This window comes from Nocardioides scoriae (assembly GCF_900104965.1).
In the GTDB taxonomy this organism is placed as follows: Bacteria; Actinomycetota; Actinomycetes; order Propionibacteriales; family Nocardioidaceae; genus Marmoricola; species Marmoricola scoriae.
In genome coordinates this window covers 1,978,081-1,992,893 of the sequence record NZ_LT629757.1, presented here as the reverse complement: position 1 = coordinate 1,992,893, position 14,813 = coordinate 1,978,081, and the positions used below count along the sequence as shown (strand labels likewise).

The window sequence follows — 14,813 nt, the reverse complement described above, 5'->3', positions numbered from 1 at the left end:
GCCCCGCCTCGCCCGCCGGTCGCCCCGCACCTCCGGCGACCTCGTCGGGAGCCGCCGGCGGGACCCGCCGTAGCCTGGAGCCATGGGTGAGCAGCTGGTGGTCGGGTTCGACCTCGACATGACGCTCATCGACACCACCGCGGGGTTCGCCTCGACGCTGACGCTGCTGTGCGACGAGCTCGGGGTGCAGCTCCCGGTCGAGGAGCTGTCGACCCGGCTGGGGCCGCCGCTCGACCTGCTGCTCGAGCCGCACCTGCCCGCCGAGGACATCGGCCCCGCGGTCGACCGGTTCCGCGAGATCTACCCCGACGTCGCCGTGACCGGCACCCCCGCGCTGCCGGGCGTGGCCGAGGCCCTGGCGGCCGTGCGTCGCCACGACGGCCGGCTGCTGCTGGTGACGGGCAAGCACGCCCCCAACGCCCGGCTGCACGTCGAGCACCTCGGCCTCGACGTCGACCTGGTCGAGGGCGGGGTCTGGGGCGGCGGCAAGGGCGAGGTGCTGCGGCGCCACGGCGCCCACCTCTACGTCGGCGACCACGTCCACGACGTCGAGGGCGCCCGGGCGGCCGGCGTGCCGAGCGTGTCGGTGCTGACCGGGGGCTGCGACGCGGCCGAGCTGCGTGCCGCCGGCACCGACGTCGTGCTCGACGACCTGACCGGCTTCCCCGCCTGGCTCGACGGCTGGGTCCTCGACCGTCGCCTGGCCGCGCTCGAGGAGCAGCTGCGAGGCCACGACCGGCTGCTGGTGGCCTTCAGCGGGGGAGCCGACAGCGCCTTCCTGCTGGCCGCGGCCGTGCGCGCGCTCGGGGCCGACCGGGTGGGCGCCGCGACGGCGTACAGCGACTCGCTGCCGATGGCCGAGCGCGGCCCCGCGCAGGAGTTCGCCGAGCAGCTGGGGGTGGCGGTGCTGACGCCGCGCACCCACGAGATGGAGCGCGAGGGCTACCGCGCCAACGCCGGCGACCGGTGCGCGTTCTGCAAGGCCGAGCTGCTGGAGACGCTGGGCCCGCTGGCGCGCGAGCAGGGGTACGACGCCGTCGCGACCGGCACCAACGCCGACGACGTCCGCGCCGGGTTCCGTCCGGGCATCGCGGCGGCCGCCGACCGGGGCGCCGTGACCCCGCTGCGCGACGCCGGCCTGACCAAGGAGCAGGTGCGGCTGGCCTCCCGCCGCTGGGGCCTGCCGACCTGGGACAAGCCGGCGGCGGCGTGCCTGAGCTCGCGGGTCGCCTACGGCATCGAGATCACCCCGGCCCGGCTGGCCCGGGTCGAGCGCGCCGAGGCCGACCTGCGCCGGGCGCTGACCGAGGCCGGCCACGTGGTGCGCGACCTCCGGGTCCGCGACCTGGGCCAGCAGGCCCGGGTGGAGGTCGACCGGGTGCTGGTCGAGGCGGCGGGGGAGCACCTCGGCGTCGTCCGCGAGGCCGGCTTCGCCGAGGCGGAGGTCGACCCGCTGGGCTTCCGGTCGGGCTCGATGAACGAGCTGCTGCCCGACCCCGAGCGCTTCCGCTGATCTCGCTGGCGGGGCCTTCGTGCCTGCGTCTACGCTGGCCCGGCGCCGCCCTCCGCGGCGTTTCCCACGTCTGATGAGTGAAAGGTCGAAGGCCGTGCCCACCGGAAAGGTCAAGTGGTACGACGCCGAGAAGGGCTTCGGGTTCCTCTCGCGCGAGGACGGCGACGACGTCTACGTCCGCGCCTCCTCCCTGCCCGAGGGGATCGCCACGCTCAAGGCCGGCACCAAGGTCGAGTTCGGCGTCCTGTCCGGCCGCAAGGGCGAGCAGGCCCACCAGGTGAAGGTGCTCGACGCCCCGCCGTCGGTGAGCCAGAACCGCCGCGCTGCGTCGCGTCGCAGCCCCGAGGACATGGCCACGATCACCGAGGACCTGATCCGGCTGCTCGAGGGCGTCGGCACGGCGTACCGCCACGGCCGCCACCCCGACGCCAAGACCGCCAAGCCCACGGCCAAGCTGCTCCGCGCCCTGGCCGACGAGCTCGACCTCTAGCGCACCGGGGCGATCGGCCCGGTCGACTCGGGGTCGACGACCGTCCACTCCGAGCGCGGCGGCTGCGGTCGGCGCACGAGCACGAAGACCGTCCAGGCCACCATCAGCCCGGCCAGCACGCCCAGGCCCAGGCGCGGCACGAGCGGCAGCCCGATGCCGAGGAAGCCGCCCAGCACCCACGAGAGCTGCAGCATCGTCTCGGAGCGCGCGAAGGCGGAGGTGCGGTGGCGCTCCGGCACGGAGTGCTGGATGGTCGAGTCGAGCGAGACCTTGCCCAGCGCCTGGGCGACGCCGACGGTGACGCCGAGCGCGACCGCGACCACGAGGCCGTAGAAGATCGCCGCCAGCACCACCACGACCGCGTCGGCGACCAGCGCCACCACCACCGTCACCGACGGCGTGACGCGCCGCAGCACCGAGCCGAGCCCGATGCCGATCGTGTTGCCGAGTCCCGCCGCGCCGATGACCAGGCCGAGCAGCAGCGTGCTGCGGTCCTCCCAGCCGGGGAAGGGCTGGTCGCGGAGCAGGAAGGCCATGTACATCGTCAAGAACCCCGAGAGCATCCGCAGCCCCGCGTTGCACCGCAGCGCGAAGGCGACGTCGACCGGGATCCGGAACTTGCGGCTCTCCCCGCCGAGGCTGACCGGCAGCTCGCCCGCCGTGGCGTCGGCGCGGGCGGGCAGCAGGATGGCCAGGATCGTGGCCCCGGCGAAGACCACGAAGGCGTAGCGCAGCGACCACTGCGGCCCGAAGTACGACGCGGCGCCGGCCAGCGGCGCCGAGACGGCCGCCCCGACCACGCCGGCCAGCGAGATCCGGCTGTTGGCCTTGACCAGGCTCAGCGCCTCGGGCTGCAGGCGAGGCACGGTGGCGGCGCGCGCGACGCCGTACGCCTTGGAGGAGACCAGGACACCCAGGGCGGTGGGGTACATCAGCAGCGACTGCGACGCGACGGCGTCGGCCATCAGCCAGCACAGGAACGCCCGCAGCGCCATCGTGGCGCCGATCGCCCAGCGCCGGCCGTGGCTGAAGCGGTCGAGGAAGGGCCCCAGCAGCGGCGCCACCACCGCGAACGGCAGCATCGTCAGGCCCAGGAACAGCGCGATCGGACCGCGCGCCTCGCCCGGGGCGGCGAAGAACAGCGTCCCGGCCAGCGAGATGGCCACGGCGGCGTCGCCGGCGGCGTTGAAGGCGTGCAGCTCGATCAGCCGGTAGAGCCCGGAGTCGCCCGCGCCCTCGGCGTGCGAGGCCCGCCGCGCCTGGCGCAGGGTGTACGACGCCCCGCGCCCGGTCGCCGAGCCCGCCCGGCGGAACCCTCGTCCGGTCGCGTCGGTCATGCGTCGAGCGCGGCCTCCCATGACCACATCCTGCCAACTCCGGCGGGCCCGGGGAGACACGACCCGGTGCGACCGGGCACAATCGCCCCCGTGATCGACACAGCCGACCCGGTGCCCTTCGAGGCGACCGACCTCGCGCGCGCCGCTCTCGTCGAGCAGGTGGGCCAGGACGTCGTGGGGGAGCACCTCGGTGCCACCCCGGAGGACCAGGGCGTCGTCACCCACCGCTTCGGGTGCCTGCAGCGCGGCTACCGCGGCTGGATCTGGGCCGTCACCGTCGCGCACGCCGCCGGCCAGGAGCAGGCGACCGTCGACGAGGTGGTGATGCTGCCCGGCGACGAGGCCATCGTGGCCCCGACCTGGGTGCCCTACCGCGACCGCATCAAGCCCGGCGACCTCTCGCCCGGCGACCTGCTGCCCGCCGACGAGGACGACCCCCGGCTGGTCCCGACCTGGCTCGACGGCGAGCGCCCCGACCCGGTCGCGCAGGCCGTCCTCGACGAGGTCGGTCTCGGCCGCTCCCGGGTGCTCTCGCTGGAGGGCCGCGACCTCGCCGCCAACCGGTGGTACGCCGGCGAGCAGGGCCCCGACGTCCCGCTGGCCCAGTCGGCCCCCGGTCGCTGCGGTGGCTGCGGCTTCCTGGTCCGCCTCGCGGGGCCGATGGCCACGATGTTCGGCGTCTGCGCCAACGAGTACGCCAACGACGACGCCCGCGTGGTCGCCCTCGACCACGGCTGCGGCGCCCACTCCGAGGCCCAGCTGCGCAAGAAGCAGCTGCCCCCGCCGCTGCCCGACCCGGTGTTCGACACCGTGCGGCGCGACGACCTCGAGCAGTTCTGAGCCTGCCTCCTCGGCTCAGTCGCGGAGCGGGCCGCGGACGTCGTACGTCGCGGTGACGAAGTCGCCGTTGCGCGCGGTCTCGACCAGCGCCAGCTCCTGACGGCGGGGGAACAGCGGCCGGCCCGCGCCCAGAGTGACCGGGGCGATCGCGACCACGACCTGGTCGAGGAGGCCGGCGTCGGCGTGCTGCCCGGCCAGGTCGCCACCCCCGACGACCCACACGTCGCGCTCCCCGGCGGCGGCCCGGATCTCCTCGGCGTGGTCGGTGACGGGCCCGGAGACGAAGCGCACCTCGGGGGCCAGCGGCTCGAGGTCGCGGTGGGTGAAGACCCAGCAGGGCTGCTCGTAGGACCAGGTCTCGCCGTTCTCGCGGAGCTGGTCGCGCACCCAGGCGTACGTCGTCGCGCCCATCACCAGCGCACCCACCCCGGCGATGAACGGCTCGTAGCCGCCCGGTCCCGCCTGGTCGATGTCCTGGGTGAACAGCCAGGCCAGCGAGTCGTGGTCGTCGGCCAGGAACCCGTCGAGGGTGGTGGCGGTGTAGAACACGGTGCGCGTCACGGTGGGGTCACCCCTCGTCGTCGAGCCGCCCGGCGCGGCGGGCGTTGCGGCGGCGCCGGCAGTGGTCCCAGCCCACGAGCCCGAGACCGAAGCCGGCGACGCAGGTCCACAGCCACCACAGGTGGCCGTCCTCGGCGAGCCGCTCGTGGAACGGCAGCAGCACGAGCAGGCCGACCACCCACAGGGCGGTGCCGACCTGCATGGTCCGGACGCCGTCGAGGTCCAGCGGGTCGACGTCGGCGACGATGTAGGTGCGGTTGCCGATCTCGTGGACCACCGGCTGCTCGTCGTCGGGCTGCATGACGCCGGATCCTAGTCGTCCCACGGGAAGCCCTGGGAGCGACCGAGGTCACCGACAGGTGGTTCGATACCGCCCGTGGACACCTTCTTCAAGATCTCCGAGCGCGGCTCGACCGTGGCCCGCGAGGTGCGCGGCGGCATCGTCACCTTCTTCACGATGGCCTACATCATCGTGCTCAACCCGCTCATCCTCGGCTTCGCGCCCGACGTCGACGGCGGCTTCCTCGGCGGGGTGGAGCCGCCCGGCAACCTGCCGATGATCGCCGCCGGCACGGCGCTGGTCGCGGGGGTGATGACGATCCTGATGGGGGTGGTGGCCAACTACCCGCTGGCGCTGGCCACCGGGCTGGGCCTCAACGCCTTCGTCGCCTTCTCGATCGCCTCCCAGATGACCTGGGCCGACGCGATGGGCCTGGTCGTGCTGGAGGGCATCGTCATCCTGGTACTCGTGCTGACCGGGTTCCGCGAGGCCGTCTTCCACGCCGTGCCCGCCCAGCTCAAGATCGCCATCTCGGTCGGCATCGGCCTGTTCATCGCGCTCATCGGCTTCGTCGACGCGGGCTTCGTGCGCCGCATCCCCGACGCCGCCAACACCACCGTGCCCGTGCAGCTCGGCCCCGCCGGGCAGCTCCAGGGCTGGCCCGTGCTGGTCTTCTGCGTCGGCCTGGCGCTGATGGTCGCGCTGTGGGTGCGCCGCGTGAAGGGCGCGATCCTCATCTCGATCATCGCCACCACCGTGCTCGCGGTCGTCGTCGAGGCGATCGGGAAGTTCGGCGCCGGCGGCGCGAAGAACCCCACCGGCTGGGGCCTGACCGTGCCCTCGCCGCCCGGCACCGTCTTCGACGTTCCCGACTTCGGCACACTCGGCCAGTTCGACCTGTTCGACTCCTTCGCCTCGGTCGGGGTGGTCGCCGCCGTGCTGCTGGTCTTCACGCTGCTGCTCGCCGACTTCTTCGACACCATGGGCACGATGACCGCGATCGGCGCCGAGGCCGGCCTGCTCGACGAGGAGGGCGCCCCGCCGAACACCCGTCGCATCCTGGTCGTCGACTCGATCGCCGCGGCCGCCGGTGGTGCGGCGGGCGTCTCGTCCAACACCTCCTACATCGAGTCCGCCTCCGGCGTGGGGGAGGGCGCCCGCACCGGCCTGGCTTCGGTCGTCACCGGCGTGTGCTTCCTGCTCTCGATCTTCCTGGCCCCGCTCGTGGCCGTGATCCCCTCCGAGGCGGCCGTCCCGGCGCTCGTGCTCGTCGGCTTCCTGATGATGCAGCAGGTCAAGGGCATCGCCTGGGACGACGTCGAGATCGCCATCCCGGCGTTCCTCACGATCGTGCTGATGCCGTTCACCTACTCCATCACCGCCGGCATCGGCGCCGGCTTCCTGGCGTACGTCCTCATCAAGGTGGTCAAGGGCAAGACCCGCCAGGTCCACCCGCTCCTGTGGGTGATCGCCGTGCTGTTCGTGGCGTACTTCGCCATCAACCCGCTGACCTCGCTGCTCACCTAGCCCGTCCGGTCTCCGGCCGGGTGATCGGGGAGTCCTGCTGCCACCGGCTGGCAGCAGGGCTCCCCGTTCGTCGTGCCCGGGGCTTCGAGACGGGCCTGGCGGCCCTCCTCGGCCAGCGAGGCGATCCGGACGGTGTCCGACCACCCGGCAGGCGACACGCCGTCGCCGAGGTGCCGGGTGCTCGGAGAGCGGGTCAGGCCAAACCCCGAGGGCCAGGTCGTACGACGTCCCGGTCGGAGCCGGCCTGGGGCGCGGCGCTCCGACCGGCCCGACTCCCGGTCCGCGGATCGCCCGCACCGGGTGCTGAGGATCCGCGGACGAGACGGGCCCGCCACCCCGGGCGATCGGTCGGCCGTCGTTCCCTGAGAAGGGTGGGGTGAACGGCGGCGGGGCTTCGAGACGGGCCTGGCGGCCCTCCTCAGCCAGCGAACCGGCTCGGTCCCCGAGGAACGACGGAGTCGTGTCTCGAAGGGCCGAAATACTTAGCACGACTAATGAGTTATGCTAAGCAACCATGACCCCCTCCGTGCAGGCCGCCTCGCGCACCGACACCGGGCTCGCCAGCGAGCTCCGGCTCTCGGTGATGCGGTTCTCGCGTCGGCTGCGCAGCGAGCGGGAGCCCGACAACACCTTGAGCGTGGCGGCGCTGAGCGCGCTGGGGATCCTGTTCCGCGAGGGGGAGTGCACCGTCGGGGCCCTGGCCGCCCACGAGCGGGTGCAGCCCCCGTCGATGACGCGCACGGTCGCGAGCCTGGTCGAGGAGGGGTACGCCACGCGGCGGCCCTCGGAGACCGACGGCCGCGCCTGGCTGGTCGCGCTGACCGAGCAGGGCCGCGAGGTCCTGCTGGCCGACCGCCGGCGCCGCGACGCCTGGCTCGCGCAGCGCCTGCGCGAGCTGACCCCCGACGAACGCGCCCTGCTGCGGCAGGCCGCCCCCCTGATCCAGAGATTGGCCACCAGTTGAGCCCCACGTTCCGCGCCCTGCACAACCGCAACTACCGGCTGTACGCCGCCGGCGGTGTCGTCTCCAACACCGGCACCTGGATGCAGCGGGTCGCGCAGGACTGGCTCGTGGTGCTGCTGGCCACCAACGCCGGCACGGCGCTCGGCATCACCACCGGGCTGCAGTTCCTGCCCGCCCTGCTGCTCTCGCCGTACGCCGGCCTGGTCGCCGACCGGATGCCCAAGCTGCGCCTGCTCAAGATCACCCAGACGGTGATGGCCCTGACCGCGCTGGTGCTCGGCGCGCTGGCCGTGACCGGCACGGTGCAGGTCTGGCACGTCTACGTGCTGGCGTTCACCTTCGGGATCGGCTCGGCCTTCGACGCCCCGGCCCGCCAGAGCTTCGTCAGCGAGATGGTCGGTCCCGACGAGGTCACCAACGCCGTCGGCCTCAACTCCGCGTCCTTCAACGCCGCCCGGATGCTCGGCCCCGCGGTCGCCGGCCTGCTGATCGCGGCCTTCGGCGGCGGCGTCGAGGCGACCGGCTGGGTGATCGTGATCAACGGCCTCAGCTACAGCGCGGTGCTGCTGGCGCTGGCCCGGATGAACCCCGCGCTGCTGCACCTGACGCCCGCCGAGAAGCGCCACAAGGGCATGATCCGCGACGCCGTGCGCTACCTGCGGGGGCGGCCCGACCTGCTGATGGTGCTGAGCGTGGTGGGCTTCGCGGGCACCTTCGGGCTCAACTTCCAGATGACCTCGGCCCTGATGGCCACGCAGGTCTTCGACAAGGGCGCCACGGAGTACGGCCTGCTCGGCTCCATCATGGCCATCGGCTCGCTCAGCGGTGCGCTGCTGGCCGCCCGGCGGACCCGGGTGCGGCTGCGGCTGGTGGTCGGGTCGGCGCTGCTGTTCGGCGTGGTCGAGATCGCGGCCGGCCTGATGCCGACCTACACGGCGTACGCCGTGATCGTGCCGCTGCTCGGCCTGTCGGCGCTGACCATGATCACCGCGGCCAACACCACCATGCAGCTGGCCACCGCGCCCCACCTGCGCGGCCGGGTGATGGCGCTCTACCTGATGGTCTTCATGGGCGGCACCCCGATCGGGTCGCCGTTCATCGGCTGGATCGGCGAGACCTTCGGCGCGCGCTGGACCCTCATCGGCGGTGGTGCGCTGGTGCTGGTCGGAGTGCTCGGCTCGGTGGCGCTGTTCGCCCGCAGCCGGCACCGCCTCGGCGAGGCCGTCGTGGTGCCCGAGCGCGTCGCCGTGGCCGCCAGCGCCTGAGGCGGCGCGCGCCGGGGTGACTAGGCTCCGGCGGGTGAGCGACGAGCTGCTGGTACGCCGCGCCGACGGCGTGGTCGAGGTGACCTTCCACCGGCCGGAGCGCCGCAACGCCTTCACGCGGGAGATGTACGCCGCCCTGCGCGACCTGTGCGAGGAGCTGCACGACAGCCCGCAGGTGCGGGCGCTGGTGCTGCGCGGTGCGGGAGGTCGGGCGTTCGCCGCGGGCAACGAGATCCGCGACTTCGTCGGGGCCGACGCCGTGGCGTACGAGCAGTGGATCGGCGAGCTGCTGCGCTCGCTGTTCACGCTGCCCCAGGTGACCGTGGCGGCCGTCGACGGCGTCTGCGTCGGTGGGGGACTGGCCGTCGCCGCCCACTGCGACCTGCGGCTGGCGACGCCGGGCTCGCGGTTCGGCTACCCGATCGCGCGCACCCTGGGCAACGCGCTCGCGGCGCCGATCGTCTACCGCACCGCCGCCGTCTTCGGGGAGTCGCTGACCCGGGAGATGCTGCTCGCCTCGCGGCTCGTGGGCGCCGACCGCGCCCACGCCGTGGGGGCGGTGATGGTGGTGACCGACGACCTCGACGGCGAGCTGGCCACCCTGCTCGAGGGGCTGGCCCACGCCTCGGGCGTCACGCTGCGGGCCACCAAGGGCCAGCTGCTCGACCGGGCGCAGCGGCTCGAGGTCGCCCCGGACGGCGACGAGGAGCTGCTCCGCGAGGTCTACACGGGCCCCGACTTCACCGAGGGCGTGCGGGCCTTCCTGGCCAAGGAGCGGCCGGCCTTCGAGGGGAGAGCCGAGCGGTGAGCCGGCTGCGCGCCTGGGCCGGCCGGGTCGAGCGCCGGGTCGAGGGGGCCCGGCGGGCGCGCGCGGCCGGACGGGTGCCGCTGGACTTCCGCATCGTGGCCTACGTCGCCCACGGCGCGGCCGGCCGGGTGGTGGTGCGCGCCCGGGTGCTCGACGACGAGGAGCCGGCCGAGACCATCGCCGGCGAGAGGGTGTGGGCGGCCGTGCGGCGCACCGTCCACGGCTTCGTCACCACCGAGCTGCCCGGCGTGCGCCTGCGGGTCGAGGTCGGCGGCGCGTCGGTGGTGGTGGAGAGCGACCAGGACGGCTACGTCCGCGCCGAGCTCGAGGGCGCGTCGCTCCGGGCGCCCTGGACGACGGGCCGGATCGTGCTCGACGAGCCCTACCGCGGCGTCGCGGAGGCCTCCGCCCCCGTGCGGGTCCGGGTCAGCGACGGCCGGGCCGAGCTCGGGGTGGTCTCCGACGTCGACGACACCGTGCTGGTGACCGGCGTGCAGCGCACCCGCGCGATGGTCCGCCAGACCCTGACCGGCTCGGCCCTGACCCGCACCACCTTCCCGGGGGCGCCGGAGCTCTACCGCGCCCTGGCGCGCGCCGACGACCGCAACCCGGTGGCGTACGTGTCCTCGAGCCCGTGGAACCTGCACGAGTTCGTGCTCGGCTTCCTGGCCCACCGCGGCTTCCCGGCCGGCCCGGTGCTGCTGCGCGACTTCGTCACCGGCGGCCACAAGCGCGACCGGATCGAGGAGGTGCTGCGGCTGCACCCCGACCTGCGGTTCGTGCTCATCGGCGACTCGGGCGAGCACGACCCGGAGATCTACGCCGAGACCGTGCGCCGCCACCCCGGCCGGGTGCTGGCCGTGCTCGTCCGCGAGGTCCGGCTCGACCCCGGCGACGGCCGCGTCGAGGCGGTCACCGACGGCTGGTCCCACGAGGTGCCGTTCGTGCTCGCCGCCGACTCGGGCGTGATGGCCCGCCGGCTCGGCGAGCTCGGGCTGATCACCGACGCCGACGTCGCCGTGGTCGCGGCGGCCGCCGCGCGGCGTACGGCCGGGGGCTGAGGGGGCGAAACGGGTGGTCGGGGCGGGCGAAACTGCCCGGCGGTGGGCGACATGTCCGACTCCGCGGGCAGTTTCCCCGGTCGACCGGGGAAACTGCCCCCAGCTCAGCGCAGCGCCATCGACCCCGACACCGTCGGCTCGAACTCGACCCCGCGGTGCTCGGCGACCCGGGCGTCGATCTGGGCGGCGACGTCGTCGGGCCAGGGGGAGGTGGTGCGGGTGGACATGTCCATGTGGAGGCAGATCTCCTCGATCACGCAGCTGATCTGCTCGCGGGTGTCGTCGAGCAGGTAGACCAGCACGTGCATCGCGCGCTCGGAGCGGCCGAGCAGCAGCACCCGCGAGGACACCCGGTCGCCGGTCAGCAGCTCGGAGATGTAGGTCAGGTGGTGCTCGGCGGAGAAGATCGCGAAGCCCTTGTCGACCCAGTTGGTGGGGATGCCGACCTCGGTCAGCGCCTCGTCGAGGCCCTCGCTGGCCATGCCGAGGTAGTAGCGGACGTTCATGTGCCCGTTGATGTCCTCGAAGAAGACCGGCACCGGCCGCTCGCTGTAGGACGGCAGGGCGGCGATCTGGGCGTACGTCGGAAGGGTGCTCACGCCCGCGACCGTACCGGGTCGCCGCCCCACGGCGCTGGACCTGCTCGCAGCCGCCCTAGACTTCGCCGCATGAACCCCCGCTACCGCCGACTGGTCATCCCGGTCGCCCTCGGCGGGCTCATCCTCGTCGTCGTGATCGCCGCCCTCACCAAGTAGCGCCCACGCCTCCTCCTGCCCCACCAGCCCCACCAGTCCCACGGAGCCCCCTGATCGTGGCCGAGCCCCTGCTCCCCGCCCTGTCCCGGCTGCGCGCCGAGATCCTCGACGACGAGCACCTCGTCCGCGCCCTGGCCACCGGTCGCCGACGCGGCCGCGAGGAGCCGCGCTACCGCCGCGTCGAGCTGCGCTACGTCGACCTCAAGGGCGGTCGCCACCTCCAGGTCACGGCGTACGACGGGACGCAGGCGCTCACCTCCAACCACCGCGACCCGCGCGAGGTCCTCGACGACCTGCTCGACCTGCCGTTCGGCAACTGGCACGTCGACACCGACGTGCGCAGCCACCAGCTGCGGGTCACCAAGAAGGGCGAGGCGCTGCTCCACACCACCGAGCGCGCCGAGGCCACCGCGCCGCAGCGCTCCCACGACCAGGCCAAGGAGCGGCTCCTGGCCGAGGACCACCCGGTGCTCCGCGCCCTGGGGATCGCCGACGAGCAGGGCCGGGTGAAGCCGTCGCGGCAGGCGAAGTACCGCCAGGTCGAGGAGTTCCTGCGCGCCCTCGACGCCGCGCTCGACGACGCCACCCGCGCGGGCAGGCTGCGGGTGCCCACCACCGAGGACCCGCTGCGGGTCGTCGACCTCGGCTGCGGCAACGCCTACCTCACCTTCGCCGCCCACGCCTGGCTCAGCGAGCGGCTCCCGGTCGCGCTGACCGGCGTCGACGTCAAGGAGCAGTCGCGCCGCCACAACAGCGAGGTCGCGGCCGGGCTCGGCGTCGACGGCTCGGTGCGCTTCGTGCAGGCCGGCATCGCCGACGTGCAGCTCGAGCAGGCGCCCGACGTGGTGCTGGCCCTGCACGCCTGCGACACCGCGACCGACGACGCGCTGTTCCGCGCCGTGGAGTGGGAGGCCGACCTCGTGCTGGCGGCACCGTGCTGCCACCACGACCTCTCGGCCCAGCTGCGGCGCGAGCCGACGCCGCCCGGGTACGACGCCCTCACCCGCGACGGCATCCTGCGCGAGCGCCTCGCCGACACCCTCACCGACGCCGTCCGGGCCTCGCTGCTGCGGATCGAGGGCTACCGCGTCGACGTCGTGGAGTTCGTCGACAGCGCCCACACCCCGCGCAACACCCTGCTGCGTGCCGTCCGGACGTCCGGCCCGGGCCGCGACCGCAGCGGCGACCGCGAGGACTACGACCGCCTGGTCGGCACCTGGCGGCTGCGGCCGGCGCTGGCCGAGCTGCTCGCCGGCCGCGGGGCGTGACCCGACCGCTCGTCGGCCTCGCGGCGGGGCTGGTGCTCCTCGTGGGCGCGACCACGCCCGGGGCCGCGTCGGCCGCCGACGGCGGGGGTGACGACGGCGGGGGCTCGCGGCAGGTCTTCTCGCTCACCGACCCGCGCATCGACGAGTCCAGCGGGCTGGTCGACCGCGGCGCCACGATGGTGACGACCGACGACTCCGGCAGCGACCCCGTCCTCTACCTGCTCGACGCGGCCGGGCGCACGACCGGCGTCACGACGTACGCCGCGCGGACGCTCGACGTCGAGGCCCTGGCCCCCGGTCGCGGCGACCGGGTCTGGGTCGGCGACATCGGCGACAACCGCCGGGTGCGGGAGACGATCACCGTCCACGACGTCGAGGTGCTGCCGGGGGAGCGGACCGTGGCCGCGCCGGCGTACGACCTGGCCTACCCCGACGGCCCCCACGACGCCGAGTCGCTGCTGGTCGGTCCCGACGGTCGGCTGCTCGTGGTCACCAAGGCGCTCTTCGGCGGCACGGCGTACGCCGCACCCCGCCGCCTGGATCCCGACCGCACCAACCGGCTCGAGCCCGTGGGCCGCGTCGCCGAGCTGGCGACCGACGCCGCCCTCACCCGCGACGGCCGGCACGCGCTGGTGCGCGGGCCGGGCGAGGCGGGCGTCTACGCGCTGCCGTCGTGGGAGCGGCTCGCCACGCTGCCGCTGCCCGCCCAGCCCCAGGGCGAGGGGATCTCGGTCGGCCCCGGCGGGCGGGTCCGGGTCAGCAGCGAGGGCGCCGGCACACCGGTGTGGCAGGTCGCGCTCCCGGACGAGGTGCGCGCGGTGCTGCGGGGCGGGACATCGTCCGGGCCGTCCGACGAGCCGGCGCAGGACCCGGTCGAGCCCGGGAGCGGGCGCCCGACGGCCCCGACGGTCGGCTCCTGGGCCCGCGAGCACCGGGCGGCCCTGGCCGGCGGCGGGATCGCGGTCCTCGCGCTGGCCGGCGCGGGACTGGCCCTGGGCCGCCGGCGCCGCTGAGCGGCGCGCGAGCGCTCAGGCCAGGTGCTCGACGACGTGGTCGACGCAGCGGGTGAGCGCCTCGACGTCGGCGGGGTCGACGGCGGGAAACATCGCGATCCGCAGCTGGTTGCGGCCGAGCTTGCGGTAGGGCTCGGTGTCGACGACGCCGTTGGCCCGCAGCACCGCCGAGACCCGGGCGGCGTCGACGGACCCGTCGAGGTCGACGGTGCCGACCACGAGGCTGCGGTGGGCGGGATCGGCGACGAACGGGGCGGCGTACGACGAGCGCTCGGCCCAGCCGTAGAGCGCCTGGGAGGACGCGGTCGTGCGCCCCACCATGGCGTCCAGACCGCCCTGCGCGAGCATCCAGTCGAGCTGCTCGGCGACGAGGAAGAGCGTGGCGATCGCAGGGGTGTTGTAGGTCTGGTCCTTGCGGGAGTTCTCGATCGCCGTCGGCAGGTCGAGGGAGGCCGGCACCCACCGCGAGGCCGCGACCTCGGCGGCGCGCTCGAGGGCGGCGGGCGACATCAGCGCGAGCCACAGCCCGCCGTCGGAGGCGAAGCCCTTCTGCGGGGCGAAGTAGTAGACGTCGGTCTCGCGGACGTCGACCGGCAGGCCGCCCGCCCCCGAGGTGGCGTCGACCAGCACCAGCGAGCCCGGGCCGCCGACGCGGCGCACCGGCGCCATCACGCCGGTCGAGGTCTCGTTGTGGGGCCAGGCGTAGGCGTCGAGCCCGTCCTCGTCGTGCGGCGACGCGAGCGAGCCCGGCTCGGCCGAGACCACGGTCGGCTCGCCGAGGAAGGGAGCGGCCGCGGCGGCCTGGGCGAACTTGGCCGAGAACTCGCCGAAGACCAGGTGCTGGCTGCGCTCGCGGACCAGTCCGAAGGTCGCGGCGTCCCAGAACGCCGTGGAGCCGCCGTTGCCCAGCACCACCTCGTAGCCCTCGGGCAGGTCGAACAGCTCGGCGAGCCCCGCGCGCACGCGGCCCACCAGCGCCCGGACCGGGGCCTGCCGGTGGGAGGTGCCCATCAGCTCCGCGCCGGAGGCGGCCAGCCGGTCGAGGCGGCCCGCCGGCACCTTCGAGGGACCCGAGCCGAAGCGTCCGTCGTGGGGGAGCAGGTCCTGGGGGATGACGAGGTCGGCCACGGT

At 74.4% G+C, this 14,813-nt stretch carries 15 protein-coding genes; 10 read left to right on the top strand and 5 right to left on the bottom strand.

The annotated features are described in order from the left end of the window. The first annotated feature begins 82 nt into the window (after nucleotides 1-82). Nucleotides 83-1,513, top strand: coding sequence for an ATP-dependent sacrificial sulfur transferase LarE (gene larE, locus BLU55_RS09510; RefSeq protein ID WP_197681149.1), 1,431 nt, complete (start codon nucleotides 83-85; stop codon nucleotides 1,511-1,513). A 94-nt stretch (nucleotides 1,514-1,607) separates the two neighbouring features. Then, the gene (locus BLU55_RS09505) at nucleotides 1,608-2,003 is read left to right on the top strand and encodes a cold-shock protein (RefSeq protein WP_091728871.1); all 396 of its coding nucleotides are present in this window, start codon (nucleotides 1,608-1,610) and stop codon (nucleotides 2,001-2,003) included. Here BLU55_RS09505 and BLU55_RS09500 read toward each other — a convergent pair. After that, entirely contained in the window at nucleotides 2,000-3,340 is a 1,341-nt protein-coding gene (locus tag BLU55_RS09500; protein WP_231917132.1) for an MFS transporter, read from the bottom strand. The genes BLU55_RS09505 and BLU55_RS09500 overlap by 4 nt on opposite strands. Nucleotides 3,341-3,430: 90 nt before the next feature. Between BLU55_RS09500 and BLU55_RS09495 the strand changes: the two genes are divergently transcribed. Next, nucleotides 3,431-4,180, top strand: a complete 750-nt coding sequence (locus BLU55_RS09495) for a DUF3027 domain-containing protein (protein ID WP_231917131.1) — start codon at nucleotides 3,431-3,433, stop codon at nucleotides 4,178-4,180. A gap of 15 nt (nucleotides 4,181-4,195) precedes the next feature. On the opposite strand, the gene BLU55_RS09490 is transcribed toward BLU55_RS09495, so the two are convergent. Both BLU55_RS09490 and BLU55_RS09485 read right to left on the bottom strand, forming a co-directional pair. Next, the gene (locus BLU55_RS09490; RefSeq protein WP_091728866.1) at nucleotides 4,196-4,741 is read right to left on the bottom strand and encodes a dihydrofolate reductase family protein; all 546 of its coding nucleotides are present in this window, start codon (nucleotides 4,739-4,741) and stop codon (nucleotides 4,196-4,198) included. 7 nt (nucleotides 4,742-4,748) lie between these two features. After that, nucleotides 4,749-5,042 (bottom strand): DUF2530 domain-containing protein, encoded by a 294-nt coding sequence (locus BLU55_RS09485; protein WP_091728863.1) that lies wholly within the window; start codon nucleotides 5,040-5,042, stop codon nucleotides 4,749-4,751. Between the two features lie 75 nt (nucleotides 5,043-5,117). On the opposite strand from BLU55_RS09485, the gene BLU55_RS09480 reads away from it, so the two are divergent. From BLU55_RS09480 to BLU55_RS09460, 5 genes are all read left to right on the top strand, one after another. After that, nucleotides 5,118-6,548: an NCS2 family permease gene (locus tag BLU55_RS09480; protein WP_331713809.1), complete on the top strand. Its 1,431-nt coding sequence runs from the start codon at nucleotides 5,118-5,120 to the stop codon at nucleotides 6,546-6,548. 514 nt (nucleotides 6,549-7,062) lie between these two features. Next, complete coding sequence (locus BLU55_RS09475; RefSeq protein ID WP_091728857.1) at nucleotides 7,063-7,512, top strand: MarR family winged helix-turn-helix transcriptional regulator; 450 nt, start codon at nucleotides 7,063-7,065, stop codon at nucleotides 7,510-7,512. Next, nucleotides 7,509-8,777, top strand: a complete 1,269-nt coding sequence (locus BLU55_RS09470; RefSeq protein ID WP_091728854.1) for an MFS transporter — start codon at nucleotides 7,509-7,511, stop codon at nucleotides 8,775-8,777. The genes BLU55_RS09475 and BLU55_RS09470 overlap by 4 nt, the downstream gene beginning before the upstream one ends. Nucleotides 8,778-8,811: 34 nt before the next feature. Continuing rightward, a complete protein-coding gene (locus tag BLU55_RS09465) occupies nucleotides 8,812-9,585 on the top strand; it encodes an enoyl-CoA hydratase-related protein (RefSeq protein WP_091728852.1) in 774 nt (257 codons plus the stop codon). After that, on the top strand, nucleotides 9,582-10,646 hold the full coding sequence (locus BLU55_RS09460; protein ID WP_091728850.1) for an App1 family protein: 1,065 nt from the start codon (nucleotides 9,582-9,584) through the stop codon (nucleotides 10,644-10,646). Before BLU55_RS09465 ends, BLU55_RS09460 begins: the two co-directional genes overlap by 4 nt. A 104-nt stretch (nucleotides 10,647-10,750) precedes the next feature. Here BLU55_RS09460 and BLU55_RS09455 read toward each other — a convergent pair whose 3' ends face one another. After that, entirely contained in the window at nucleotides 10,751-11,245 is a 495-nt protein-coding gene (locus BLU55_RS09455; protein ID WP_091728848.1) for a thioesterase family protein, read from the bottom strand. A gap of 212 nt (nucleotides 11,246-11,457) precedes the next feature. Here BLU55_RS09455 and BLU55_RS09450 point away from each other — a divergent pair, with 212 nt between their 5' ends. Together BLU55_RS09450 and BLU55_RS09445 are read left to right on the top strand one after the other, a co-directional pair. Then, on the top strand, nucleotides 11,458-12,669 hold the full coding sequence (locus BLU55_RS09450) for a class I SAM-dependent methyltransferase (protein ID WP_091728845.1): 1,212 nt from the start codon (nucleotides 11,458-11,460) through the stop codon (nucleotides 12,667-12,669). Next, nucleotides 12,666-13,682 carry an esterase-like activity of phytase family protein gene (locus BLU55_RS09445; protein ID WP_091728843.1) on the top strand — a complete coding sequence of 339 codons (1,017 nt, stop codon included), beginning with the start codon at nucleotides 12,666-12,668 and terminating at the stop codon, nucleotides 13,680-13,682. The genes BLU55_RS09450 and BLU55_RS09445 overlap by 4 nt, the downstream gene beginning before the upstream one ends. Before the next feature lie 15 nt (nucleotides 13,683-13,697). Here the strand turns inward: BLU55_RS09445 and serC are convergent, their stop codons facing one another. Continuing rightward, nucleotides 13,698-14,810 (bottom strand): phosphoserine transaminase, encoded by a 1,113-nt coding sequence (gene serC, locus BLU55_RS09440; RefSeq protein WP_091728840.1) that lies wholly within the window; start codon nucleotides 14,808-14,810, stop codon nucleotides 13,698-13,700. Between the last annotated feature and the right edge of the window lie 3 nt (nucleotides 14,811-14,813).